Here is a 22,560-nt window from a genome sequence, read left to right on the forward strand (position 1 = left end):
CACATGATCGTCACGCGGGCGGGCCGTACGGCGGTTTCCTGTCACCCGCCCGGGGCAGGCTCCCCGTGTCGCCGGACAGCCCGAACCCGTCATCCGGGAGGCTGGCGCCCCCGCCGCGCGTCGAAGCGGCCGGGTGCGCGACTCCCCGGGGAAAGGACGTCATGTCGGACCGCTCCTGGACCCGTGCTCCTTCCGTACCCACCTCACCATCCGGATCCACCTCACCGTCCGTATCGAATTCACCATCGAGTTCACCATCCGTGTCGGGGTCACGCCCCGTGACGGACGCGCGCTCGGCCGCGGCTTCCTCATCCGCCCCGGCCGCCGCCTCGGCCGCGGCCTCGGCCGCCGCTTCGCCGACGGGCCCGGACGTGCCGTCCGCGAGCGGTGTGCCGCCCGTCGCCGGGCGGCCGCTGGCGCCCGGCCTGCTGCGGTCGCTCGAACCGCTGCTGCGCTCCTGGCTGCCCAAACAGCGCTGGTTCGCCGGCAAGGGCCTGCCCATCGGCGGCTTCCGGCTGGCCGCGGCCACCGAGCTGATGCCTCCCGGCGGCCGGCTCGGCCCGCTGGGGCTGCTGCACGTCCTGGTGGACGTCGAGCAGCCCGGCCGCCCCGCCGACTGCTACCAACTGCTGCTCGGCGCGCACCCGCTGCTGCCGTCGGCGCTGGTACGGGCCGCGCTCGGCCCGGCCGTCGGCGGCCCGTACGACGGCCTGACGCTCTACGACGCGCCGCACGACCCCCGGCTGGCCGCGCTGCTGCTCGAACGGCTCCGCGCGCCCGGCACCACCGGGCGGCTGCGCTTCAGCGTCGAGCCGCAGGAGGAGTTCCCGCCGGGGCTGACCCCGCGCGTCTCCACCGCCGAGCAGTCCAACACCTCGGTCGTGTACGGGGACGCCTACATCCTCAAGCTGTTCCGCCGCGTCTCCCCCGGTACCAACCCGGACCTGGAGCTGTCGCTCGCGCTGGCCCACAAGGGCTCGCGTCGGGTCGCGGAGCCGGTCGCCTGGTTCGAGGCGCTGCCGCCGGAGGGCGTCATGGGCCCGCAGGGCGCGGCGGCGGGCACGACGGAGCCGACCACGCTCGGTGTGCTCCAGCGCTTCCTGCCCGGCTCGTCCGACGGCTGGGCCCTGGCCCTGGCCTCGGTCGCCGAGGACGGCGACTTCACCGGCGAGGCGGCGGCGCTCGGCCGCGCCACGGCCGAGGTGCACGGCGCCCTGGCCGACGCGCTGCCGGTCCGTACCCTGGACGGCCCAGCGCTGGAACGTATCGCCTCGGCGATGACCCGGCGGCTGGACGAGACCGCGAAGGAGGTCCCGGCCGTACGGCCGCACGTCGCGGCGCTGCGCTCGGCCTTCGACGACCTCGCGCGGCTCGGCGCGGCCCCCGGCAACGCGGTGACCGCCCAGCGGATCCACGGCGACCTGCACCTGGGGCAGGCGCTGCGCGGTCCGGACGGCGAGTGGGTGCTGATCGACTTCGAGGGCGAGCCCGCCCGGCCGCTGGCCGAACGGCGCCGGGCGGCGCCGCCGGTCCAGGACGTGGCGGGCATGCTGCGGTCCTTCGACTACGCCGCCCACCACAGCGGCAACGGTCCCTGGGCCGCCCGCCACCGGGACGCCTTCTGCGCCGGGTACGCCGCCGTGTCCGGGGTGGACCCGCGCGAACAGCCCGTGCTGATACGGGCCTTCGAGACCGACAAGGCGGTCTACGAGGCCCGGTACGAGGCGCGGCACCGCCCCGCCTGGCTCCCCATCCCGCTCTCCGCCCTGGCCCGCCTGGCCGCCGCCACTTCTGACGCCGCCCCTTCTGAGGAGTCCAGCCCGTGACACGCCCCGACGACCGTTTCCTCCCCGAGGCCCAGGCGCGCGGCTACGACCGCGGCACCCCCCACCCGGCCGCCTCCGGCACGGCTCCGGGGCCGGCCCCGCTCGCGGATACGACCCCGCCTGCCCCACCGTCCGACGCCCCGGCGGTACCGGCCGCCCCGGTGCCGGGCGCGGGCCCTGTGGCCCCGGCGGTCACGGTGCCCGGCGCGGGCCCGGCCGCGACCGGCCGGCTCGCCGAGAGCGCCCCTCAGGGGCGCGGGGCCGAGTCCGACGTGCGGCTGCCGCCGCGTGAGCGCGAGCAGCCCACTACCGGCGGGAGGTCCGGGGCCGACCCCGAGCCCTCCTTCGGGCCGGAACCCGGAAGCCTGGTCGGCGACGACCGCCGGCGGCTGCTGGACGGCGCGCACCACGACCCGCACGGAGTGCTGGGGGCGCACCCGGTGGACGGCGGCGTCCGGATCAGGGCGCTGCGGCCGTTCGCACGGGCGGTGGCGGCCGTCGTGGACGGCGAGCGGTTCGACCTCACCGACGAGGCCGACGGCCTCTTCTCCGCGGTGCTGCCCCGCACCGACGTGCCGGAGTACCGGCTGGCCGTCACGTACGACGACGGCGAGCACATCGTGGAGGACCCGTACCGCTTCCTGCCGTCCCTCGGGGAGCTGGACCTGCATCTGATCGGGGAGGGGCGGCACGAGGAGCTGTGGAAGGCGCTGGGCTCCCGGCCGATGACGCACGGCGGCGTGACCGGTACGCGCTTCGCGGTGTGGGCGCCGAACGCGCGCGGGGTGCGCGTGGCCGGGGAGTTCAACTACTGGGACGGCACCGGCTTCCCGATGCGCTCGCTGGGCGCGACCGGGGTGTGGGAGCTGTTCGTGCCGGGCGTCGGCGCCGGGACGGCGTACAAGTACGAGATCACCCGGCCCGACGGCTCGCGCGGGATGAAGGCCGACCCGATGGCGCGGGCCACCGAGGTGCCGCCCGCGACCGCGTCGGTCGTCACGGAGTCGGCGTACGAGTGGGCCGACCAGGAGTGGATGGCCCGCAGGGGCGAACTCCCGGTGCACCGGGCGCCGTTCTCGGTCTACGAACTGCACCTGGCCTCGTGGCGGCCGGGGCTGACCTACCGTGAGCTGGCCGAGCAGTTGCCCGCGTACGTGAAGGAACTCGGCTTCACGCACGTGGAGTTGATGCCGGTCGCCGAGCACCCCTTCGGCGGCTCCTGGGGCTACCAGGTGACGTCGTACTACGCGCCGACCTCGCGGCTCGGCTCGCCCGACGACTTCCGGTACCTGGTGGACGCCCTGCACGCGGCCGGGATCGGCGTGATCATGGACTGGGTGCCCGCGCACTTCCCCAAGGACGACTGGGCGCTGGCCCGGTTCGACGGCGCGCCGCTGTACGAGCCCGCCGACCCGCGCCGGGCGGAACACCCGGACTGGGGCACCCTGGAGTTCGACTTCGGCCGTACCGAGGTGCGCAACTTTCTGGTGGCGAACGCCGTGTACTGGTGCGAGGAGTTCCACATCGACGGGCTGCGGGTGGACGCGGTGGCCTCGATGCTCTACCTCGACTACTCCCGCGAGGGCGGCGACTGGCTGCCCAACGCGTACGGCGGCCGGGAGAATCTGGACGCGGTGGCGTTCCTCCAGGAGATGAACGCGACCGTCTACCGGCGCTGTCCCGGCACCGTCACCATCGCCGAGGAGTCGACGGCCTGGGACGGGGTCACCCGGCCCACCCACCTGGTCGGCCCGGCCGGCTTCGGCGGCCTCGGCTTCGGCCTGAAGTGGAACATGGGCTGGATGCACGACTCGCTGGACTACGTCTCGCACGAGCCGGTGCACCGCAAGTACCACCACAACGAGATGACGTTCTCCATGGTGTACGCGTACTCGGAGAACTACGTGCTGCCCATCTCGCACGACGAAGTGGTGCACGGCAAGGGCTCGTTGGTGGCGAAGATGCCCGGCGACTGGTGGCAGCAGCGGGCCACCGTACGGGCGTACCTGGGCTTCATGTGGGCGCACCCCGGCAAGCAACTGCTCTTCATGGGGCAGGAGTTCGCGCAGGGCGCCGAGTGGTCGCACGAGAACGGCCCCGACTGGTGGCTGCTGGACGAGAGTTACCCGGCCGCGGCCGACCACAGGGGCGTACGCGACCTGGTCCGCGACCTGAACGCGGCGTACACGGCCGCGCCCGCGCTGTGGCAGCTCGACACCGACCCCAGCGGTTTCACCTGGATCGACGGCGGCGCGGTGGAGGACAACACCTTCTCCTTCCTCCGCTACGACGAGGCGGGTGACCCGCTGCTGTGCGTCAGCAACTTCTCCCCCGTCGTCCGCGAGAACTACCGCCTCGGCTCCCCCGACGTCGTCTGGAAGCAGGTGCTGAACACCGACGAGGCCCGCTACGGCGGCAGCGGCGTCGTGGTCGCCGAGCCCGTCAAGAGCGAGCCGACGCCCTGGAACGGCCAGCCCCACAGCATCTCGCTGACCCTTCCCCCGCTGGCGACCCTCTGGCTGCGCCCGGCGTAGCCCTCGCGTGACCGACACGGCCCCCGCGGGCCGGGCGACGGCCCGGCCCGCGGGGGCCGTTTGCGCCCCACCAGCAGGACAGGAAAGTTTCCTAACCAAAACCCTTGTTGCGGACACGCCAGCGCTACTACCGTTCCGGCAACGCCTTTCCGGGCCCTTCCGGAAGCTCGACTCCCCGCTCAGGCAAGGAGTGTCCCCCCATGTCGTCCTCCGCAACCCCCCGCCTCCGCAGGACCGCCCTCGCCGCCGCCACCGGGCTGACCGCCGCCCTCGCGCTCGGCCTCGGCACGGCGGCCGGTTCCGCCCACGCGGCGGCGACCGCGCTGCCCAGCGGCATCTCGGCGCCCTATCTCTACCTGGGCTGGGGCAACCCGCCCTCGGCCACGTCGGTGATGTCGGCGACCGGCATCAAGCAGTTCACGATGGCCTTCATGCTCTCCGACGGCGGCTGCAACCCGAAGTGGGACGGCAGCCGCGCGCTGACCGGCGGCACCGACCAGTCCACGATCAACGCGATCAGGAACGCGGGCGGTGACGTCACCGTCTCCTTCGGCGGCTACAGCGGCAACAAGCTGGGCCAGAAGTGCACATCGGCGTCCGCGCTCGCCGGGGCGTACCAGAAGGTGATCGACGCCTACTCCCTGAAGTCGATCGACATCGACATCGAGGCGGGCGAGTTCAGCAACGCGACCGTGCGGCAGCGGGTGGTCGACGCGCTCAAGACGGTCCGCGCGAACAACAGCGCCCTGAAGATCTACGTCACCTTCGGCACCACGCCGACCGGGCCCGACTCCGCGGGCAAGGACCTGATCAAGAAGGGCGCCGCCGCCGGGCTGAACATCGACGCCTGGGCCGTCATGCCCTTCGACTACGACCAGGGCGGCACCACCGACATGCTGGCCACCACCAAGTCCGCGGTGGACGGCCTGAAGAACGCCGTCGCCAGCGCGTACGGGCTGTCCTCCGACGCCGCCTACCGCAAGGTCGGCCTGTCCTCGATGAACGGCAAGACCGACAGCGCGGGCGAGACCGTCTCGCTCGCGGACTTCAAGTCGATCGTGTCCTACGCGACCAGCCACCACCTGGCCCGCGTCAGCTTCTGGGCCCTCAACCGGGACCGCAAGTGCGGCTCCGGCGAGTCCGCGGGCGACTCGTGCAGCGGCATCACGCAGAACACGTACGACTTCACCAAGGCCCTGGCCGCGTACACCGGCTGAGGCCGCGTCAGACGGCCTCAGCCGGCCTCGGGCGAGGCAGCAGCGGAAGGGGCGGGGTCAGAAGACCGACTCCGCCTCTTCCATGCGCTCCTCGGGGACGGTCTTGAGCTGGGTGACGGCGTCGGCCAGCGGGACCAGGCCGATCGTCGTGCCCTGGAGCGAGGTCATGTGACCGAAGGCGCCCTTGTGGGCCGCCTCCACCGCGTGCCAGCCGAAGCGGTTGGCCAGCACCCGGTCGTACGCGGTCGGTACGCCGCCGCGCTGGACGTGGCCGAGGATGACCGGGCGGGCCTCCTTGCCCAGCCGCTCCTCCAGCTCCATGGCCAGCGTGGCGCCGATGCCGGCGAAGCGCTCGTGCCCGTACTTGTCGATCTCGCCGACGCCGTAGTCCATGCTGCCCTTGGCCGGGTGGGCGCCCTCGGCGACGCAGATGACGGCGAATTTCTTGCCGCGCGCGAAGCGTTCCTCGACCATCGCCACCAACTGGGACGGCTCGAAGGGGCGTTCGGGGATGCAGATGCCGTGCGCGCCGCCCGCCATGCCCGCCTCCAGGGCGATCCACCCGGCGTGCCGGCCCATCACCTCGACCACCATCACGCGCTGGTGGGACTCCGCGGTGGTCTTCAGCCGGTCTATGGCCTCGGTGGCGACGGTCACGGCGGTGTCGAAGCCGAAGGTGCGGTCGGTGCCGTTGATGTCGTTGTCGATGGTCTTGGGCACGCCCACGACCGGCATCCCGGCGTCGGAGAGCATCCGGGCGGCGGTCAGCGTGCCCTCGCCGCCGATCGGGATCAGCACGTCGATGCCGTACTCGGCGCACATCTCGTCCGCGTTGTCCGCCGCCTCGCGCAGCCGGGCGCGCTCCAGCCGGGCCGAGCCGAGGATGGTGCCGCCGCGGGCGAGGATGCCGCTCACCGAGTTGAGGTCGAGCGGCCGGAAGCGGCCCTCCAGCAGGCCGACGAAGCCGTCCTCGAAGCCGATGACCTCGTCGTCGTACCCGGTCAGCGCGCGGTGCACGACCGACCGGATGACGGCGTTGAGGCCGGGGCAGTCGCCGCCGGCGGTGAGGACTCCGATACGCATGGGCCTGTCTCTCCAGACGGTCGTCGGCTGCTGCTGTGGCGCGTGCTGTCACGCGCTGTCGGTATCCAGTGGATCACAGCGCCTGGTCACCCCGGAGCGGGGCTCCAGGTCACGGGGACTTCGGGACCAGCGTGCACTCGGTGATCCGGCCCGCCACATAGTCGTCCACATTGCGGACGGTGGCGGCGACGATCTCGTCGATCGCGTCCACCGTGAAGTACGCCTGGTGCGAGGTGATCAGCACATGCGTGAAGGTCAGCAGCCGGGCCAGGGTGTCGTCCGTCATCACCTCCAGCGACTTGTCGTAGAAGAAGACCCCGGCCTCCTCCTCGTACACGTCGAGCCCGACGCCGCCGAGCCTGCCCTCACGCAGCGTCTCGACCAGCGCGGCGGAGTCGATCAGGCCGCCGCGGCTGGAGTTGATCAGGATCGCGTCGTCCTTCATCAGCGCCAGCCGCCGCTCGCCGACCAGGTGGTGGGTGGAGGGCATCAGCGGCACATGGAGGCTGATCAGGTCCGACTCCCGGAAGAGCCGGTCCAGTTCGACGTACTCCATCCCCAGTTCGGTGCAGGCGGGGTTGACCGCGATGTCCCAGCCGAGAATCCGCATGCCGTAGCCGCGGGCGATGGCGGTGAAGGCGGTGCCGATCTTGCCGGTGCCGACCACGCCGACCGTACGGCCGTGGAAGTCCCGGCCGAGCAGGCCGTCGAGCCGGAAGTCGAAGTCGCGCGTGCGGCTCGCGGCCCGGACGATCCGCCGGTTCAGCGCCGAGGCCAGCGTCCAGGCGAACTCCGCCACCGAATACGGGGAGTAGCGGGCCACGCGCGCCACCGTCATCCCCAGCCGCTCCGCGTGGTCCAGGTCGATGTTGTTGTAGCCCGTCGAGCGCTGCGCGATCAGCTTCGTGCCGCCGCGCACCAGGGCTTCGAGAACCGGCGCGTCCAGCACCGCGTTCACACTCGTCGACACGGCCTCGTACCCCGCCGCCAGCGGCACGGTGTCCTTGGTGAGGAACGTCTCAAGACACCGCACCTGATGGCGCGCCCCGAAGGCCGCCTCCAGCAGAGGGCGCTCGTCGCGCTGCACCCCAGTCGCCAACACGTCCACAGGACCGGCCCTCCTTACGTGAGTCCTTCCTCACTCTACGTGCGCGCCGCGCGCCCCGCGCCACGCCTCGCGGAGGCGGGCCGGTGCCCCTGGGCGGCAGGCGGTACCCGGGAGCGTTAGCGTCAGGGGTGCGTACGGCCGTACGCGAAGGGTTCAGGGCAGAACGGACGGATCAAGCGTGACGCGCAGCGTCTACCTCACGGGGATCGGCCGCGGCGACGGCCGCCAGGTGATCGAGCTGGGGGTGATGGAGCTGCTGACCCGCCAGGTCGACCGGGTCGGCGTCTACCGCCCGCTGGTCCACGACACCCCCGACCGTATTTTCGAGCTGCTGCGCAGCCGCTACCGGCTGACCCAGGACGCGGCGAGCGTCTTCGGCATGGGGTACGAGGAGGCGGCGGCGCTCCAGGCCGAGCAGGGCCAGGAGGCGCTGACCGCCCGGTTGGTGGACGGCTACCTGAGGGTGGCGGCGGAGTACGAGACGGTGCTGATCCTGGGGTCCGACTTCGCGGGCACCAACCTCCCGGCGGAGCTGGGCGTCAACGCGCGGCTGGCGAACGAGTGCGGCGCGTCGGTGCTCGCGGTGATCGGCGGTCTCGAGCAGTCGGCGGAGTCGGTGGTCGCCGAGGTGCGCAACGCGTATCACGCGTACACGAATCTGGGCTGCGACGTGATCGCGATGATCGCGAACCGGGTGGCCCCGGCGGAGGTCGCGGAGGCGGCGGAGCGGCTGGGCCGGGTCCCGGACGTGCCGGTGTACGTGCTGCCGGACGAGCCCGCGCTGTCGGCGCCGACAGTGGCGCAGATCGCGGAGACGCTGGGCGCGCGGGTGCTGCTGGGCGACGACGCGGGGATGTCCAGGGACGCGCTGGACTTCGTGTTCGGCGGCGCGATGCTGCCGACGTTCCTGCCCGCGCTGACCCCCGGCTGTGTGGTGGTGACGCCCGGCGACCGGGCGGATCTGGTGATCGGGGCGCTGGCGGCGCACTCGGCGGGGTCGCCGCCGATCGCGGGGGTGCTGCTGACGCTGGACGAGAAGCCGCCGCCGCACATCCTGGCGCTGGCGAACCGGCTGGCGCCCGGCACCCCGGTGCTGTCGGTGGCGACCGGCTCCTTCCCGACGGCGGCCGGGCTGTTCGCGCTGGACGGCAAGCTGGGCGCGGGCACACCGCGCAAGGCGGAGACGGCGCTGGGCGTGTTCGAGACGCATGTGGACACCGCGGAGCTGACCGAGCGGCTGTCGGTCGCCAGGTCGGCGCGGGTGACGCCGATGATGTTCGAGCACGCGCTGATCGAGCGGGCGCGGTCGGCGCGCAAGCGGATCGTGCTGCCCGAGGGCGGCGAGGAACGAATTCTGCGGGCCACCGAGGTGCTGCTGCGCCGCGGGGTGTGCGACCTGATCCTGCTCGGCGAGGAGGACACGCTGCGCAAGAAGGCGGCCGACCTCGGGATCTCCCTCGACCAGCCGGGCGTGAGCGTCGTCGACCCGCAGACCTCACCGCTGCGGGACCGGTTCGCCGCGCTGTACGCGCAGCTGCGCGCGCACAAGGGCGTCAGCTACGAGCTGGCGTACGACGTGGTCGCGGACGTGTCGTACTTCGGCACCCTGATGGTCCAGGAGGGCCTGGCCGACGGCATGGTGTCGGGCGCGGTGCACTCCACGGCGGCGACGATCCGCCCGGCCTTCGAGATCATCAAGACCCGCCCCGACGCGGCGATCGTCTCCTCGGTGTTCTTCATGTGCCTGGCGGACAAGGTGCTGGTGTACGGCGACTGCGCCGTCAATCCGGACCCGGACGCCGAGCAGTTGGCGGACATCGCCATCCAGGCGGCGGGCACCGCGGCCCGCTTCGACGTGCAGCCGCGGATCGCGATGCTGTCGTACTCGACCGGCACCTCGGGCTCGGGCGCGGACGTCGACAAGGTGCGGGCGGCCACCGAGCTGGTCCGCGAGCGGCGGCCCGACCTGCTGGTGGAGGGGCCGATCCAGTACGACGCGGCGGTGGCGCCCTCGGTGGCGGCCACCAAGATGCCGGGGTCCGCGGTGGCCGGGCAGGCGACCGTGCTGATCTTCCCCGACCTGAACACCGGCAACAACACGTACAAGGCGGTGCAGCGCTCGGCGGGCGCGGTCGCCGTCGGACCGGTGCTCCAGGGTCTGCGCAAGCCGGTCAACGACCTGTCGCGCGGCGCGCTGGTGCAGGACATCGTCACGACGGTCGCGATCACCGCGATCCAGGCCCAGGGAGAGAACCCGTGAGCGCGACCCGTGTACTGGTCATCAACTCCGGCTCCTCGTCGGTGAAGTACCAACTGCTGGACATGGCCGACCACGCGCGTCTGGCGACCGGTCTGGTGGAGCGGATCGGCGAGGGCGGCGGTGCGCCCGACCACGCGGCGGCGCTGCACACCGTGGCGGAGCAGCTCGACGAGCAGGGCCTCGGCCTGGACTCGCCGGAGCTGGCGGCGATCGGCCACCGGGTGGTGCACGGCGGTACGCGTTTCACCGAGCCGACGCTGATCACCGACGAGGTGGTGGCCGCGATCGAGGAGCTGGTGCCGTTGGCACCTCTGCACAATCCGGCCAACATCACCGGTATCAAGGTGACGCGTGAGCTGCGGCCCGATCTGCCGCAGGTCGCGGTCTTCGACACGGCCTTCCACTCGACGATCCCGGAGGCCGCGGCGCGGTACGCGATCGACGCGGCGACCGCCGACCGGTACGGCATCCGCCGCTACGGTTTCCACGGCACCTCGCACGCCTTCGTCTCGCGGGCGACGGCGGAGCTGCTCGGCAGGGAGCCGGCCGACGTCAACGTGATCGTGCTGCACCTGGGCAACGGCGCGTCGGCCTCCGCGGTGCGCGGCGGGGTGTGCGTGGACACCTCGATGGGCCTGACGCCCCTTGAGGGGCTGGTCATGGGCACCCGCTCCGGCGACCTCGACCCGGCGGTGGTGTTCCACCTGGAGCGGGTGGCCGGCATGGGCACCGACGAGATCGACACGCTGCTGAACAAGCGCAGCGGTCTGCTGGGCCTGTGCGGTGACAACGACATGCGGGAGATCGGCCGCCGGATGGCCGAGGGCGACCGGGCGGCGCAGCTCGCCTTCGACGTCTACGCGCACCGGATCCGCCGTTACGTGGGGGCCTTCAGCGCGGTGCTGGGCCGGGTGGACGCGATCGCCTTCACGGCGGGCGTCGGCGAGAATTCGGCCGCAGTTCGCGAAGCGGCTTTGTTGGGTCTCGACAATCTAGGTGTCACTATGGACCCTGTACGCAACGCGCTTCGCGGCACTGCGGCCCGGCTGGTCTCGGCGGCGGCGTCGCGGGTGGCCGTCGCGGTGGTGCCCACTGACGAAGAGCTGGAGATCGCCCGCGATACTTACGTACTGGCGACCGAATAAGCATGGCTGACCGTCCCGCAGCCACGACCGCCCCTGGAATATTCCGGAGCGGAACAAACCGATAGGATAGCGCCCATGCGCCGAGCCAAGATCGTCTGTACCCTGGGTCCCGCCGTCGACTCCTACGACCAGCTCAAGTCGTTGGTCGAGGCGGGCATGAACGTGGCCCGTTTCAATTTCAGTCACGGCAGCCACGCCGAGCACGAGGAGCGCTACCAGCGCGTCCGTAAGATCGCCGCCGAGACCGGCCGGGCGATCGGAGTCCTCGCCGACCTCCAGGGTCCCAAGATCCGCCTCGCCAAATTCGCCGACGGACCGGTCGAGTTGATCGCGGGCGACGAGTTCACCATCACCGTCGAGGACGTCGCGGGCGACAAGTCCATCTGCGGTACCACGTACAAGGGCCTGCCGGGCGATGTCTCCAAGGGCGACCCGATCCTGATCAACGACGGCAACGTGGCGCTGCGCGTCATCGAGGTCGAGGGCCCGCGGGTCCGCACGCTGGTGGTCGAGGGCGGCGTGATCTCCGACCACAAGGGCATCAACCTGCCGGGCGCCGCGGTGAACGTGCCGGCGCTGTCCGAGAAGGACATCGACGACCTGCGGTTCGCGCTCCGGATGGGCGTCGACATGGTCGCGCTGTCCTTCGTGCGCGACGCCAAGGACGTCCGTGACGTGCACCGCGTCATGGACGAGGAGGGGCGCCGCGTCCCGGTCATCGCCAAGGTGGAGAAGCCGCAGGCGGTCGAGAACATGGAGAGCGTCGTCGCGGCGTTCGACGCGGTGATGGTGGCGCGCGGCGACCTCGCCGTGGAGTACCCGCTGGAGCAGGTGCCGGTCGTGCAGAAGCGGCTGGTCGAGATGTGCCGGCGCAACGCCAAGCCGGTGATCGTGGCGACCCAGATGATGGAGTCGATGATCACCAACTCGCGGCCCACGCGCGCCGAGGCGTCCGACGTGGCCAACGCGATCCTGGACGGCGCGGACGCGGTCATGCTGTCCGCCGAGTCGTCGGTCGGCAAGTATCCGATCGAGACCGTCAAGACGATGTCGCGGATCGTCGTGGCCGCCGAGGAGGAGCTGCTGTGCCGCGGGCTCCAGCCGCTGGCCCCCGGCAAGAAGCCCCGCACCCAGGGCGGCGCCGTGGCCCGCGCCGCCGCCGAGCTGGGCGACTTCCTGGACGCCAAGTCCCTGGTCGCCTTCACCAAGTCCGGTGACACCGCCCGCCGCCTGGCCCGCTACCGCGTGCCGGAGCCGGTCCTGGCCTTCACCACCGACCCCGCCACCCGCAACCAGCTCGCGCTGACCTGGGGTGTGGAGTCCTTCGTGGTCGAGCACGTCGACAACACCGACGCCATGGTCGAGCTCGTCGACCGCGAGATGCTCAAGCTCTCCGAGTACGCCAAGGGCGACACCGTCATCATCACCGCCGGCTCCCCTCCGGGCGTCCCCGGCACCACCAACCTCGTCCGCGTCCACCACCTCGGCGACTGACCGCCCCCTCCCCCGGAGAAACCAGCGACCAGCAACCGCCCGCGGCCCGCGCCCCTTCCGAAAGGGGTGCGGGCCGCGCGGCGTTGGGGGCTCGGCTAGCCGGGGGTGCCGTAGATGTGCATGCCGGGGACGTGGAGGGTGCCGCCGAACTGGGCCGCCTGGATGACGGTGGCGTTGGTGAAGAACAGTTCGGGGAGGGTCAGCGGCGGGGGCGCCTTCGGGGTGAAGGTGATGGGGATCAGCCCGAGGAGATTGCCGCTGAGGGACTCGGTGTAGAGCGTCACCGTGCCGTTGGTGAACTTCGAGGTGGAGCCCTTGGCCGCCTCGACGTTCGTCTTCGTGCCCTTGGGGCCGTCGACTATCTGGTGCAGATTGTCGATGTCGATGCCGGAGACGGTGAACTTCAGGACGTCCTTCACCGTGCCGTTGTGCGTCTTGACCTTGACTATGCCGTGGTACGACAGGCCGTGCAGGGTCAGCTTCGTGGTCTTCAGGACCCACGGGGTGTCCGGCAGCAGGGGTATGCCCTGCTCGACATCGGCGTCGGCGAGCGCCTTCGCGTCGTACACCGGGCACGGGTAGGACTGCGGGTCGTCGGTGCCGCCCGCGCTCGGGGTGGCACTGGGCGACGCCTTGTCCTTGGCGTCCTTGGCCGCGTCCTTGGCGTCCTTGGCGTCCTTGGCGTCCTTGGCGTCCTTGGCGTCCTTCACCGTTTTGTCGAGACCGCCGACGGCGGTGTCCACGGTGTCCTTGACGGTCTTGCCGGCCGTGCCCACCGGGTCGTCGCCCTTGGCGGGCGCGCTCGCCGACGGCGACGTGCTCGGCTCGGGCTTCGCGGTCGTCGGCGCCGGGTCCGGCTGCGGGGCCTGGGTGGTGGGCGTCGCGGTCGGGGTCTTGCCGCCGCCGAGCAGCCCGCTCACCAGGTCGCCCAGGCCCAGCGGGTCCCACGGGTTGACCGACTTGGTCGGGCTCGGGGTCGCGCTCGGCGTGCCGGTCGCCCGGGACGTGTTCTCGGTCTTGCTGTCGGCGCCGCTGTCGGACGACGGGGCCTTCGCCGAGTCGGTCGGCGCGGGCGCCTCCGGGCTCGTGGAAGGACTCGGACTGCTCGACGGGCTCGGGCCGGTCGTCGGCTTCGACGTCTCCTGCCCGCCCGGCTTGTCCGTGGCCTTGCCGTCCGCCGCGCTCTTGGAGGCCGAAGGGCTCGGGGTGTCCGACTGGGTCACGCAGGGGCCGGGCTTGTACGGGTTCTTGGGCATCTCGTCGGCCTGCGCGAGATGCGGCGTGAAGCCCATGCCCATCAGCACGGCCGTGGGCATCGCGGCCAGGGCGACCGCCTTCCCGGCGGGCACGTGCAGCTTGGTCAGCAGGGACTTGCGGGGAGCCGCGTGCCGCGGTCCCGAGGTGGCCCGGTTACGGGACCCGTCGCTCTCGGCCTGCTGAGCGTCGTCACCCAGCACGGTGCCTCCCGTTCTCCTCGGTGTTCTCTTCGTCGGGCCGCGCTCCGGCGTGGACCGGCTCGGGCTGTCCGTACGCCTCAGCGGGCTCGTGGGGCCCCTGGGACTGCGCGGGCAGGGTGGGCGGAGCGTTCTCGTCGCCGCCGCCCTCAGGGGCGCCGTCGGGCAGCTCCGCCTTCTCGCCCGGCTCGTCGGTCGCCGGGACACCCGGCGCCCAGGAGACGGCGAGCGCGCCGCCGAGCAGCGCGGGCAGGAAGCCGACGAGGAAGCCGCCGAAGTTGGAGACCACCAGCGACACCAGGGCGAGCAGGATCGACGCGACACCGGCGAAGATGCGTACCGCGCTCTGGAACCACATGGTGAGGCCGAGCACGAACAGCAGGACACCGATGATCAGCGAGCCGGAGCCCGCGGTCGTCGCCATCCGGACGGTCAGTTGGCCGAGCGTGAGGTTCGCGTACGGGAAGTAGGCGATCGGCACTCCGGCGAGGAGGGTCAGCAGACCCGCCCAGAACGGGCGCCCCCAACGCCAGTGGCGGAACGACAGCCGCCAATAACGGATCCGGGCACTCAGTCCTGTTGACTCGGCGCTCATAGGAAACAGCTCCCTGGGACTGGCTTTGCTGAGAGATCGATCGGTGGCGCCGGGTGAGCCGCGTCCCGCGCGGCTCACCCGGACCACTCAGGCGGTGCTTAGTAGCACTCCACCCCGGCGCCGGAGCCCTTCTTGACGCCGAGGCTGAGGCCCGCGAGCTTGAAGGTGCCCGCGCTGGTGGCCCAGGCGGTCTGGTGCACGCCGTCGAGGATGGCCCGGTCGGCCTCCTGGGCGAACGACCCTGGGTCCGTCGCGTCCTTGTCCTTGATGCCAGGACCCTTGTGACTGTCACCGGCCGCGACACCGATGTTGATGTTCCGGAACTCCGCATCGGCGTCGAGCTGGTCGAGGTCGATGTAGAGGTTGTGTGCCACAACCGGCTTCTTCGGGTCCTTGCCGGCGGTCAACTTCAGGGTCACGTCACCGATCGGCGTCGGGACGACCACGGACTGGCACAGGCCGTTGATGGTGGCGTCGGTGAACGCCGAGACCGCGACCGGAATGTACTTGCCACCGTGCTGAACGTCGAGCGCGCCGTACTGCTCGAAGCCGGTGCCGTCCAGGTGATCCGCCGTTACCTTGAACTGCTGACCTGACACGCTGAACGACGCGGCGAGCGCGCCCTGAGCGATGGCTATACCCACCGCGGCCGTAGCCGCGACACTCGGCACCATGACGACGGCGAACCGCCGCCATCTGGTACCGCCACGAACGAGCGACTCCATTTTTCCTCCTTCTCGGACGTACATCTCCGGCCGGGATGTTCGGGTCCTGGCCTGGGATGGGAGAAGTGCTACGTCCTCGGGAAGGAGAGCGCCGGTGATCGGCGGACCGTCCCTCCCCACGAAGAAGCAAGGAGTACGGACGGCGGTGTCCGAATCTTCGGCGATCACCCCCGAGCGACAACCACTGGCCACGCTCTCGCGCAACCTGCTGGACAGGCTCCGCCGGTAGGCGAAGACCCCCCTGTCCCGGAGCGGCGGCATGAGCCGTACGCACCCACTCGGCGGGGACCCGCGGACCGTGGCGCCGACTGGCGGCCGGGCTGTGGCAACGGACCGAGCTTGGCCGATCGTGGTCCATTCGGGCGCGCCGCACAAGGGGCTCATTACTAGCGAGTAACGGATGGGTGTCGCGGCCGTGCGCCCCGCACGGGGCGATTTCACGCAGAGTGAGGAAGACCGGGGCAGGTAAATCCGGCATAAAGAACATCAGCGGTCGAAACGGAGCTGATTTCTTACCGGAGGTAACGGCGACCGCTCATTGTCACGGTTTGATAAAGTGCGGTCGCCGTATCGCTAAATCTCTGAGTAAAACCGGGGCGGGCACTCGGGGAACCGGCGGTAACTGACCGCAGGGTCAGCTCGGCGGAGCGTCCCGTTCAGCCGCCCGGCCGCCTCAGAAGAGGACTCTGATCAGCGCCGTACGCGCGGCGACCACCCGGGGGTCGTCGGGGCCGATGACCTCGAACAGCTCCAGCAGCCGTACGCGGACCGCGTCGCGGTCGTCGCCCGCGGTGCGGCGCACGGTGTCCACCAGACGCGAGAAGGCGTCCTCCACATGACCGCCCACCAGATCGAGGTCGGCGGCGGCGAGCTGCGCGGTGACGTCGGAGGGTGATGCGGCGGCGGCCTCGCGGACCGCCTGCTGGTCGGCGCCCTGCACGCGGTCGAGCAGCTCGGCCTGGGCCAGGCCCAGCTTGGCCTCGGCGTTGCCCGGCTCGTCGGAGAGCACATTGCGGTACGCCTGGATGGCGCCGCCCAGGTCACCGGCGTCCAGCGCGTCGTGCGCGGCGGACAGCGCCAGCTCCTGCGGGGTGGCCGGGCGCGGCGGCGCCTCGGCGGCCGGGGCCGCGCCCTGGGCGGCGGCGTCCGTGTCGACCTCGGGGCCGACGATGCCGAAGCGCTGCTCGGCGACGGCGATCAACTGGTCGAGCACTTCGGTGATCTGGTCCTCGGGCGCGCTGCCCTGGAAGAGCGGCATGGCCTGCCCGGCCAGCACCGCGAAGACCGCGGGCACTCCCTGGACACCGAACTGCTGGAAGAGCATCTGGTTGGCGTAGACCTCGGCGGTGGCGAGGACGAAGCGCCCGCGGTACTCGGCGGTGAGCCGTTCCAGTACCGCGTTGAGCTGCTTGCTCGCGTCGGCCTGGTCGGCCCAGAAGCTGATGACGACCGGGACTTCGGCGGAGCGCTGGAGGACGTCGCTCTCGAAGGTCTCCTCGGTCACCTCGATGACGAGCGGCGAAGCGGTGTGGGCGTCGGCGTTCGCGGGGTCCTGCCGCTGCGCCCTGGCCTGCTCGGCCTTCACCTTGGCCTCACCGGCCGCCTTCACCGCGGCGAGGTCGACCACGCCGCTCATGGACATGTTCCGTGGCTGCATGAGGTCAATCCTCCCCCCTACCGGAGCCGATCGTGCACAGACCCCGGATAGACCCCGGATCTGGTGGTGCTGAGCGGTGCTGTCGGTACGGATCCCCATCCGCACCCGTGGTTGTCGCACGTTTCGCTACGGGTCGTAGCGTAACTGCCCTGAGCTGCCCGGCGGAAGCCGCCCGATGTGATACCGGTCACTCGTCACGTAACCTACCGGCCGGTATGGTCCGCCTTATGGAGCCGCTCGTGGAGCCCCCCGCCCCTCACAGACGCACCGGCCGCCCGCGAAGTGCCGAGGCGGACCGCGCGATCCTCGGCGCCACCCGCGAGGCGCTGGTCGAACTGGGCTGGGGAAAGCTGACGCTGAGCGACGTGGCGGCCCGCGCGGGCGTCGCCAAGACCACCCTCTACCGGCGCTGGAACGGCAAGAACGAGCTGGTCGTCGACGCCATCGCCGCCCTGTTCGAGGAGCAGCTCGACCTCCCGGACCTCGGCAGCCTGCACGCCGACATCCGCGGCGTGGTCCTGCGCTTCGCCGAACTCCTCAACCGGCCCGCCATCAGAACGGGCCTGATGGCCGTCGTCGCCGAGGCCACCCACGACGACGCCCTGCGGCTGCGCATCCGCGAGGCGATCGTCGACCGCCAGAAGCACCTCGTCCTCCTCGGCCGCCACCGCGCCCAGCAGCGCGGCGAACTCCCCCCGGACCCGCCCGCTCCGTGCGACCCCGCCCTCGCCGGCCGCGACGCCGACCTCATCTTCGACGTCATCGCCGGCTCCGTCGTCCACCGCGTGATGGTCAGCGCCGGCCCGGTCGACCCCGACTGGGCCGACCGCCTCGCCCTCCTCCTGACCACCGGCCTCACCGGCGTCAGGAGCTAGGGGGCCGGAGCCAGGGGGCCGGAGGCGGCCGGCCCCGGCGTCAGGGGGTCGCGTTCACAGCGCCGCACTCCGGGGTCTCCACGCCTGCCACGAAGTGGTCGAACTCCCCGGCGCGGACGCCCTTGACGAAGGCCTCCCATTTGGCGGGGGTGGTGACGGCCACGATCTCCGGCTGCTCGGTTTCGCGGATGTGAATCATCCCGTCGTCGCCGACGGTCGCTTCAAGGGCCACGAACGTCCTTTCGCTGGAGGGCCGGTGGATTGCGCACGAGATGTCGAGGCTACCCAGCGAACAGCGAACGGAACGGGCCGTGACGACGACGGACTACACGGCGCGCCGGACGGACGACAGGCCACGGCCCGACCGGCGGCGTACCAGCGCGGGTCAGAAGCGGGCGGGCTCGGTGTAGGTGCCCCATTCGGCGCGCAGGGCGTCGCAGATCTCGCCGAGGGTGGCCTCGGCGCGGACGGCGTCGAGCATGGGCGGGATCATGTTGGAGCCGTCGCGGGCGGCGGTGAGCATGGCGTCCAGGGCGGTGCGGACGGCGGCGTCGTCGCGGGCGGTACGGCGGGAGGCGAGGTCGCGGACCTGGTCGCGCTCGACCTCGTGGCTGACCCGCAGGATCTCCAGGTCGCCGGTGACGGAGCCGTGGTGCACGTTGACACCGACGACGCGCTTGTCGCCCTTTTCGAGGGAGCGCTGGTACTGGAAGGCGGACTCGGCGATCTCGCCGGTGAAGTAGCCGTCCTCGATGCCGCGCAGGATGCCGGAGGTCATCGGCCCGATCGGGTGCTCGCCGCTCGGCACGGCCTTGGCGCCCAGCGCCCTGATCCGGTCGAAGATCTTCTCCGCGTCGGCCTCGATGCGGTCGGTCAGCGCCTCGACGTACCAGGAACCGCCCAGCGGGTCCGCGACGTTGGCGACGCCGGTCTCCTCCATCAGCACCTGCTGCGTGCGCAGCGCGATCTCGGCGGCCTGCTCGCTGGGCAGCGCCAGCGTCTCGTCGAGGGCGTTGGTGTGCAGCGAGTTGGTGCCGCCGAGCACGGCGGACAGCGCCTCGACGGCGGTACGTACGACGTTGTTGTACGGCTGCTGCGCGGTCAGCGACACCCCGGCGGTCTGGGTGTGGAAGCGCAGCCACTGCGCCTTGTCGCTGGTGGCGCCGTACTCGTCGCGCATCCAGCGGGCCCAGATGCGGCGCGCGGCGCGGAATTTGGCGATCTCCTCGAAGAAGTCGAGGTGCGCGTCGAAGAAGAAGGACAGGCCGGGCGCGAAGGTGTTGACGTCCAGGCCGCGCGACAGGCCGAGCTCCACGTAGCCGAAGCCGTCGGCCAGGGTGTACGCCAGCTCCTGCGCGGCCGTCGCCCCGGCCTCGCGGATGTGGTAGCCGGAGACGGACAGCGGCTTGTACGCGGGGATGGAGGCGGCGCAGTGCTCCATCAGGTCGCCGATCAGCCGCAGGTGCGGGGCGGGCTCGAAGAGCCACTCCTTCTGGGCGATGTACTCCTTGAAGATGTCCGTCTGGAGTGTGCCGTTGAGCACGGCCGGGTCGATGCCCTGCCGCTCGGCGGCGACCAGGTACATGCAGAAGACCGGGACGGCGGGTCCGGAGATGGTCATCGAGGTGGTGACGTCGCCGAGCGGGATGTCGTCGAACAGGACCTCCATGTCGGCGGCCGTGTCGATGGCGACACCGCAGTGGCCGACCTCGCCGAGCGAGCGGGGGTCGTCGGAGTCGCGGCCCATCAGGGTCGGCATGTCGAAGGCGACGGAGAGGCCGCCGCCGCCCGCGGCCAGGATCATCTTGTAGCGCTCGTTGGTCTGCCGCGCGTTGCCGAATCCGGCGAACTGCCGGATCGTCCACGTACGCCCCCGGTAGCCGGTCGGGTGCAGTCCGCGTGTGAACGGGTACTCGCCCGGCCAGCCGATCCGCTCGAACCCGGGGACGTCCGCACCCGCCGGCGGGCCGTACACCGGCTCCACGGGGTCGCCCGAGAGCGTGCTGAAGTCGGCCTCCCGCTTACGGGCTGAGTCGTACCGTGCCTGCCAGCGCTGGCGGCCTGTCTCGATGCCTTGGGAGTCCATACCCCTGAATTTACTTGGACGTCCTAGTAAATGTCGATGGGAACACGGCTCACCCTTGGGGTGAGCCGGGTCTCAGAGGGCTGGGGCCCAGACGTGACGGCCCAGACGTGACGGCCTTGACGGGCTCGGGCTTGACGCGCTCAGGCTTGACGGGCGCGGGCTTGACGCGCCCAGGCGGTCGACGGGCTCAGGCGTCGACAGGCTCAGGCGTTGACGGGCTCGGGCTTCTCCGGCTGGATCACCTTCGGCGCCAGCTCACGCGTCACGCGGCGCTCCACGAAGAACGCGGCGGTCGGGACGGTGCCCGCCAGCAGCACCCAGGCCATCCGGCCGATCGGCCACTTCGCCTTGTTGCACAGGTCGAAGGCCATAACGAGGTAAACGACATAGAGCCAGCCGTGGGCGAAGCCCACCGCGCTGGTGAAGGTGCCCGCGCCATTGATGTCGAACACGTACTTGGCGATCACGCCCAGGGTGAGCGCGATCAGCAGCACGCCTGTCACGTAGGCCATCACGCGGTAGCGGGTCAGCACGCTGGATTTCATGGCATCGAGCCTAGCCGCCCCGAAATGCCGGGCTCATCCGGGTCGGGGGACGACGGGACGCGCGCAGCCGACCGCAGGTCAGGACTCCTCGAAGTCGCCCGCCGCTATCCGCAGGGGGCGCAGCAGCGCGAAGATCTCGCCGCACTCCTCCGCGTCGTAGGCGCTGAGGCCGAAGTCCATGGCGACCAGGTCGCGGGTGGCGGACTCGACGATCTCGCGGCCCTTGTCGGTGATCGAGGCGAGGGTGCCGCGGCCGTCGTTGGGGTTGGGGCGCTTGGCGACGAGACCGGCGGAGACCAGCCGGTCCACGGTGTTGGTGACGGACGTCGGGTGCACCATCAGCCGCTCGCCGATCTTGGACATCGGCAGCTCGCCCGCCTTGGAGAAGGTGAGCAGCACCAGCGCCTCGTACCGCGCGAAGGTCAGCCCGTACGGCCTGACCACCGCGTCGACCTGGCCGAGCAGGATCTGCTGGGCGCGCATGATCGAGGTGATGGCACCCATCGAGGGGACCCCGCCCCAGTGCCGGGTCCACAGCTCGTCGGCGCGGGCGATCGGATCGAAGGGCAGGCTCAGCGGCTTTGACACGGCGAAGAGCCTACCCGTCGGTCACATAGTGGGCACAAGTGTCTCGTCAGGCGAGCGCGCTGAGCCGGCGCCACGCGTCCTTGCCGAGGTTCCACTCACCGAAGCCGTTGCCCTTGTCGACGGTGGCGCGCGTGGAGCCCGAGGTGATCACCAGGTCGCCGCGGACCGACCGGTCGAAGAACCACTTGGCGTCCGCGGTGTGCATGCCGATGCACCCGTGGCTGCCGTTCTGCACGCCCATCATCGCGTCGTTCCAGGGCGCCGCGTGGGTGTACGTGCCGGAGGTGGTGATGTGGACCGCGTACTTCACGTCCTTGTCGTAGAAGTCCGCCGAGTCCTCGGAGGTGGCGATGCCGACCGACGAGGACGTCATCCGCACGGTGGACTGCTTGCTGATCACCACCATCTGCCCGTTCCAGGTGGGGAAGGCGGGCTTGCCGCCGGAGATCTTGAAGTTCTTGACGGTCTTGCCGTTCTCGGTGACCCGCATGGTGTGCGCCTTGAGGTCGACGTACGAGATCCGGGCGGTGCCGATGGTGAACGTGTCGTGGATGTCGCGGCGCAGATAGCGCCCGCCCCCGGTGTCGATGCCGCTGAGCCTGGCGGTCAGCGTGACCTTGGTGTTCGGCGTCCAGTACGTGTCCGGCCGCCAGTCCACCCGCTGGATGCCGGTCAGCGGGTCGGTGATCCAGCCCCAACTGCCCTGGACGGCCGGGCTGGTGGTGACGGTGAGCGCCTTCTCGACCGCCGCCCTGGCCGCCTTGTCGGTGACCGGCTTGTCGAAGGCGAGGGAGACGGGCAGGCCGACGCCGACGACCGCGTTGTTCAGGGGGGTCGGGGTGACGCCGTTGACCTTGGCCGCCGTGAGGGTGCGGAAGGCGCTGGTGGTACGGGTCTGCTTGCCCGCGCTGTCGGCCGCGGTGACCTGGACGGTGTAGGCGGTGCCGGGGGTCATCGTGCGGTCGGAGGTCCAGGTGTGCTTGGCGGCGTCCAGGGCGCCGGTCACCTCGATCGGCGTCACGCCGTCCTTGGACGTGCCCTCGGGGGTCACGGTGACCGTGCCGAGTGTGCCGCCGTCGACGGTGACCTTGACCGGCGCGGCCGGGTCGACGTCCGCGGTGTCCTTGGCCGGTGTGACGGTGATCCGCGCGCCGGAGTCGGCGGACGCGGACCGGCCCGCGCCCTTGCCGTCGGACGAGCCGCCCGCCTTGTCGCCGTCGTGGCCGCCGCACGCGGTGACGCCCATCGCCACGGCCAGCAGGAGGGCGGGCACGGCGAGCGCCCGCGGTCGGGGGTTGCGTATGCGAGTGCGGTACACGGCAGTCGGTTCCTTGTCAGAGGTGGTCGGGGCGAAGAGTGTTTGGCTCG

At 71.2% G+C, this 22,560-nt stretch carries 18 protein-coding genes; 7 read left to right on the top strand and 11 right to left on the bottom strand.

What is annotated here, in order from left to right:
* The first annotated feature begins 278 nt into the window (after positions 1-278).
* The 3 genes from ACFY9V_RS14765 to ACFY9V_RS14775 all read left to right on the top strand — a co-directional run bounded on the left by ACFY9V_RS14765 (position 279) and on the right by ACFY9V_RS14775 (position 5,577).
* Entirely contained in the window at positions 279-1,826 is a 1,548-nt protein-coding gene (locus ACFY9V_RS14765; protein ID WP_391161524.1) for a maltokinase, read from the top strand.
* The gene (gene glgB / locus ACFY9V_RS14770; protein ID WP_391161525.1) at positions 1,823-4,360 is read left to right on the top strand and encodes a 1,4-alpha-glucan branching enzyme; all 2,538 of its coding nucleotides are present in this window, start codon (positions 1,823-1,825) and stop codon (positions 4,358-4,360) included. The genes ACFY9V_RS14765 and glgB overlap by 4 nt, the downstream gene beginning before the upstream one ends.
* A 200-nt stretch (positions 4,361-4,560) precedes the next feature.
* The gene (locus ACFY9V_RS14775) at positions 4,561-5,577 is read left to right on the top strand and encodes a chitinase (RefSeq protein WP_391161526.1); all 1,017 of its coding nucleotides are present in this window, start codon (positions 4,561-4,563) and stop codon (positions 5,575-5,577) included.
* Positions 5,578-5,634: 57 nt separating this feature from the next.
* Here ACFY9V_RS14775 and ACFY9V_RS14780 read toward each other — a convergent pair whose 3' ends face one another.
* Both ACFY9V_RS14780 and ACFY9V_RS14785 read right to left on the bottom strand, forming a co-directional pair.
* A complete protein-coding gene (locus tag ACFY9V_RS14780; protein WP_355349595.1) occupies positions 5,635-6,660 on the bottom strand; it encodes an ATP-dependent 6-phosphofructokinase in 1,026 nt (341 codons plus the stop codon).
* A gap of 109 nt (positions 6,661-6,769) precedes the next feature.
* Positions 6,770-7,768: an NAD(P)-dependent oxidoreductase gene (locus ACFY9V_RS14785; RefSeq protein WP_391161527.1), complete on the bottom strand. Its 999-nt coding sequence runs from the start codon at positions 7,766-7,768 to the stop codon at positions 6,770-6,772.
* 178 nt (positions 7,769-7,946) lie between these two features.
* Between ACFY9V_RS14785 and pta the strand changes: the two genes are divergently transcribed.
* From pta to pyk, 3 genes are all read left to right on the top strand, one after another.
* Positions 7,947-10,028 carry a phosphate acetyltransferase gene (pta, locus tag ACFY9V_RS14790; protein ID WP_355349601.1) on the top strand — a complete coding sequence of 694 codons (2,082 nt, stop codon included), beginning with the start codon at positions 7,947-7,949 and terminating at the stop codon, positions 10,026-10,028.
* Complete coding sequence (locus tag ACFY9V_RS14795) at positions 10,025-11,173, top strand: acetate/propionate family kinase (protein WP_391044645.1); 1,149 nt, start codon at positions 10,025-10,027, stop codon at positions 11,171-11,173. Before pta ends, ACFY9V_RS14795 begins: the two co-directional genes overlap by 4 nt.
* Before the next feature lie 75 nt (positions 11,174-11,248).
* Entirely contained in the window at positions 11,249-12,667 is a 1,419-nt protein-coding gene (pyk, locus tag ACFY9V_RS14800) for a pyruvate kinase (RefSeq protein ID WP_355349607.1), read from the top strand.
* A 95-nt stretch (positions 12,668-12,762) separates the two neighbouring features.
* On the opposite strand, the gene ACFY9V_RS14805 is transcribed toward pyk, so the two are convergent.
* From ACFY9V_RS14805 to ACFY9V_RS14820, 4 genes are all read right to left on the bottom strand, one after another.
* Entirely contained in the window at positions 12,763-14,124 is a 1,362-nt protein-coding gene (locus ACFY9V_RS14805; RefSeq protein ID WP_391161528.1) for a hypothetical protein, read from the bottom strand.
* Positions 14,114-14,716, bottom strand: coding sequence for a DUF6114 domain-containing protein (locus tag ACFY9V_RS14810; protein ID WP_355349613.1), 603 nt, complete (start codon positions 14,714-14,716; stop codon positions 14,114-14,116). The genes ACFY9V_RS14805 and ACFY9V_RS14810 overlap by 11 nt, the downstream gene beginning before the upstream one ends.
* Before the next feature lie 98 nt (positions 14,717-14,814).
* Entirely contained in the window at positions 14,815-15,441 is a 627-nt protein-coding gene (locus ACFY9V_RS14815) for a DUF6230 family protein (protein ID WP_355349616.1), read from the bottom strand.
* Positions 15,442-16,114: 673 nt separating this feature from the next.
* Positions 16,115-17,098: a tetratricopeptide repeat protein gene (locus tag ACFY9V_RS14820; protein WP_355349619.1), complete on the bottom strand. Its 984-nt coding sequence runs from the start codon at positions 17,096-17,098 to the stop codon at positions 16,115-16,117.
* Positions 17,099-17,325: 227 nt separating this feature from the next.
* On the opposite strand from ACFY9V_RS14820, the gene ACFY9V_RS14825 reads away from it, so the two are divergent.
* Positions 17,326-17,973: a TetR/AcrR family transcriptional regulator C-terminal ligand-binding domain-containing protein gene (locus ACFY9V_RS14825; RefSeq protein WP_391161529.1), complete on the top strand. Its 648-nt coding sequence runs from the start codon at positions 17,326-17,328 to the stop codon at positions 17,971-17,973.
* Between the two features lie 40 nt (positions 17,974-18,013).
* Here the strand turns inward: ACFY9V_RS14825 and ACFY9V_RS14830 are convergent, their stop codons facing one another.
* From ACFY9V_RS14830 to ACFY9V_RS14850, 5 genes are all read right to left on the bottom strand, one after another.
* The gene (locus ACFY9V_RS14830) at positions 18,014-18,205 is read right to left on the bottom strand and encodes a DUF397 domain-containing protein (protein ID WP_355349625.1); all 192 of its coding nucleotides are present in this window, start codon (positions 18,203-18,205) and stop codon (positions 18,014-18,016) included.
* A gap of 153 nt (positions 18,206-18,358) precedes the next feature.
* Complete coding sequence (locus tag ACFY9V_RS14835; RefSeq protein WP_391044635.1) at positions 18,359-20,059, bottom strand: methylmalonyl-CoA mutase family protein; 1,701 nt, start codon at positions 20,057-20,059, stop codon at positions 18,359-18,361.
* Positions 20,060-20,262: 203 nt separating this feature from the next.
* A complete protein-coding gene (locus ACFY9V_RS14840) occupies positions 20,263-20,604 on the bottom strand; it encodes a DUF3817 domain-containing protein (RefSeq protein ID WP_355349631.1) in 342 nt (113 codons plus the stop codon).
* A 78-nt stretch (positions 20,605-20,682) separates the two neighbouring features.
* On the bottom strand, positions 20,683-21,192 hold the full coding sequence (locus ACFY9V_RS14845) for a MarR family winged helix-turn-helix transcriptional regulator (RefSeq protein WP_188282203.1): 510 nt from the start codon (positions 21,190-21,192) through the stop codon (positions 20,683-20,685).
* 46 nt (positions 21,193-21,238) lie between these two features.
* A complete protein-coding gene (locus ACFY9V_RS14850) occupies positions 21,239-22,510 on the bottom strand; it encodes an Ig-like domain-containing protein (protein ID WP_391161530.1) in 1,272 nt (423 codons plus the stop codon).
* Positions 22,511-22,560: the final 50 nt, after the last annotated feature.

It is taken from the genome of Streptomyces sp. NPDC008317, from assembly GCF_042955955.1.
GTDB lineage: Bacteria > Actinomycetota > Actinomycetes > Streptomycetales > Streptomycetaceae > Actinacidiphila.

What these genes read in the sequence shown, in the direction of transcription:
- ACFY9V_RS14810 (WP_355349613.1), bottom strand. Translation starts at nt 14,716, where the DNA reads ATGAGCGCCGAGTCAACAGGACTGAGTGCCCGGATCCGTTATTGGCGG.
- ACFY9V_RS14835 (WP_391044635.1), bottom strand. Translation starts at nt 20,059, where the DNA reads ATGGACTCCCAAGGCATCGAGACAGGCCGCCAGCGCTGGCAGGCACGG.
- ACFY9V_RS14780 (WP_355349595.1), bottom strand. Translation starts at nt 6,660, where the DNA reads ATGCGTATCGGAGTCCTCACCGCCGGCGGCGACTGCCCCGGCCTCAAC.
- ACFY9V_RS14820 (WP_355349619.1), bottom strand. Translation starts at nt 17,098, where the DNA reads ATGCAGCCACGGAACATGTCCATGAGCGGCGTGGTCGACCTCGCCGCG.
- ACFY9V_RS14825 (WP_391161529.1), top strand. Translation starts at nt 17,326, where the DNA reads ATGGAGCCGCTCGTGGAGCCCCCCGCCCCTCACAGACGCACCGGCCGC.
- pyk (WP_355349607.1), top strand. Translation starts at nt 11,249, where the DNA reads ATGCGCCGAGCCAAGATCGTCTGTACCCTGGGTCCCGCCGTCGACTCC.
- ACFY9V_RS14815 (WP_355349616.1), bottom strand. Translation starts at nt 15,441, where the DNA reads ATGGAGTCGCTCGTTCGTGGCGGTACCAGATGGCGGCGGTTCGCCGTC.
- ACFY9V_RS14775 (WP_391161526.1), top strand. Translation starts at nt 4,561, where the DNA reads ATGTCGTCCTCCGCAACCCCCCGCCTCCGCAGGACCGCCCTCGCCGCC.
- ACFY9V_RS14840 (WP_355349631.1), bottom strand. Translation starts at nt 20,604, where the DNA reads ATGAAATCCAGCGTGCTGACCCGCTACCGCGTGATGGCCTACGTGACA.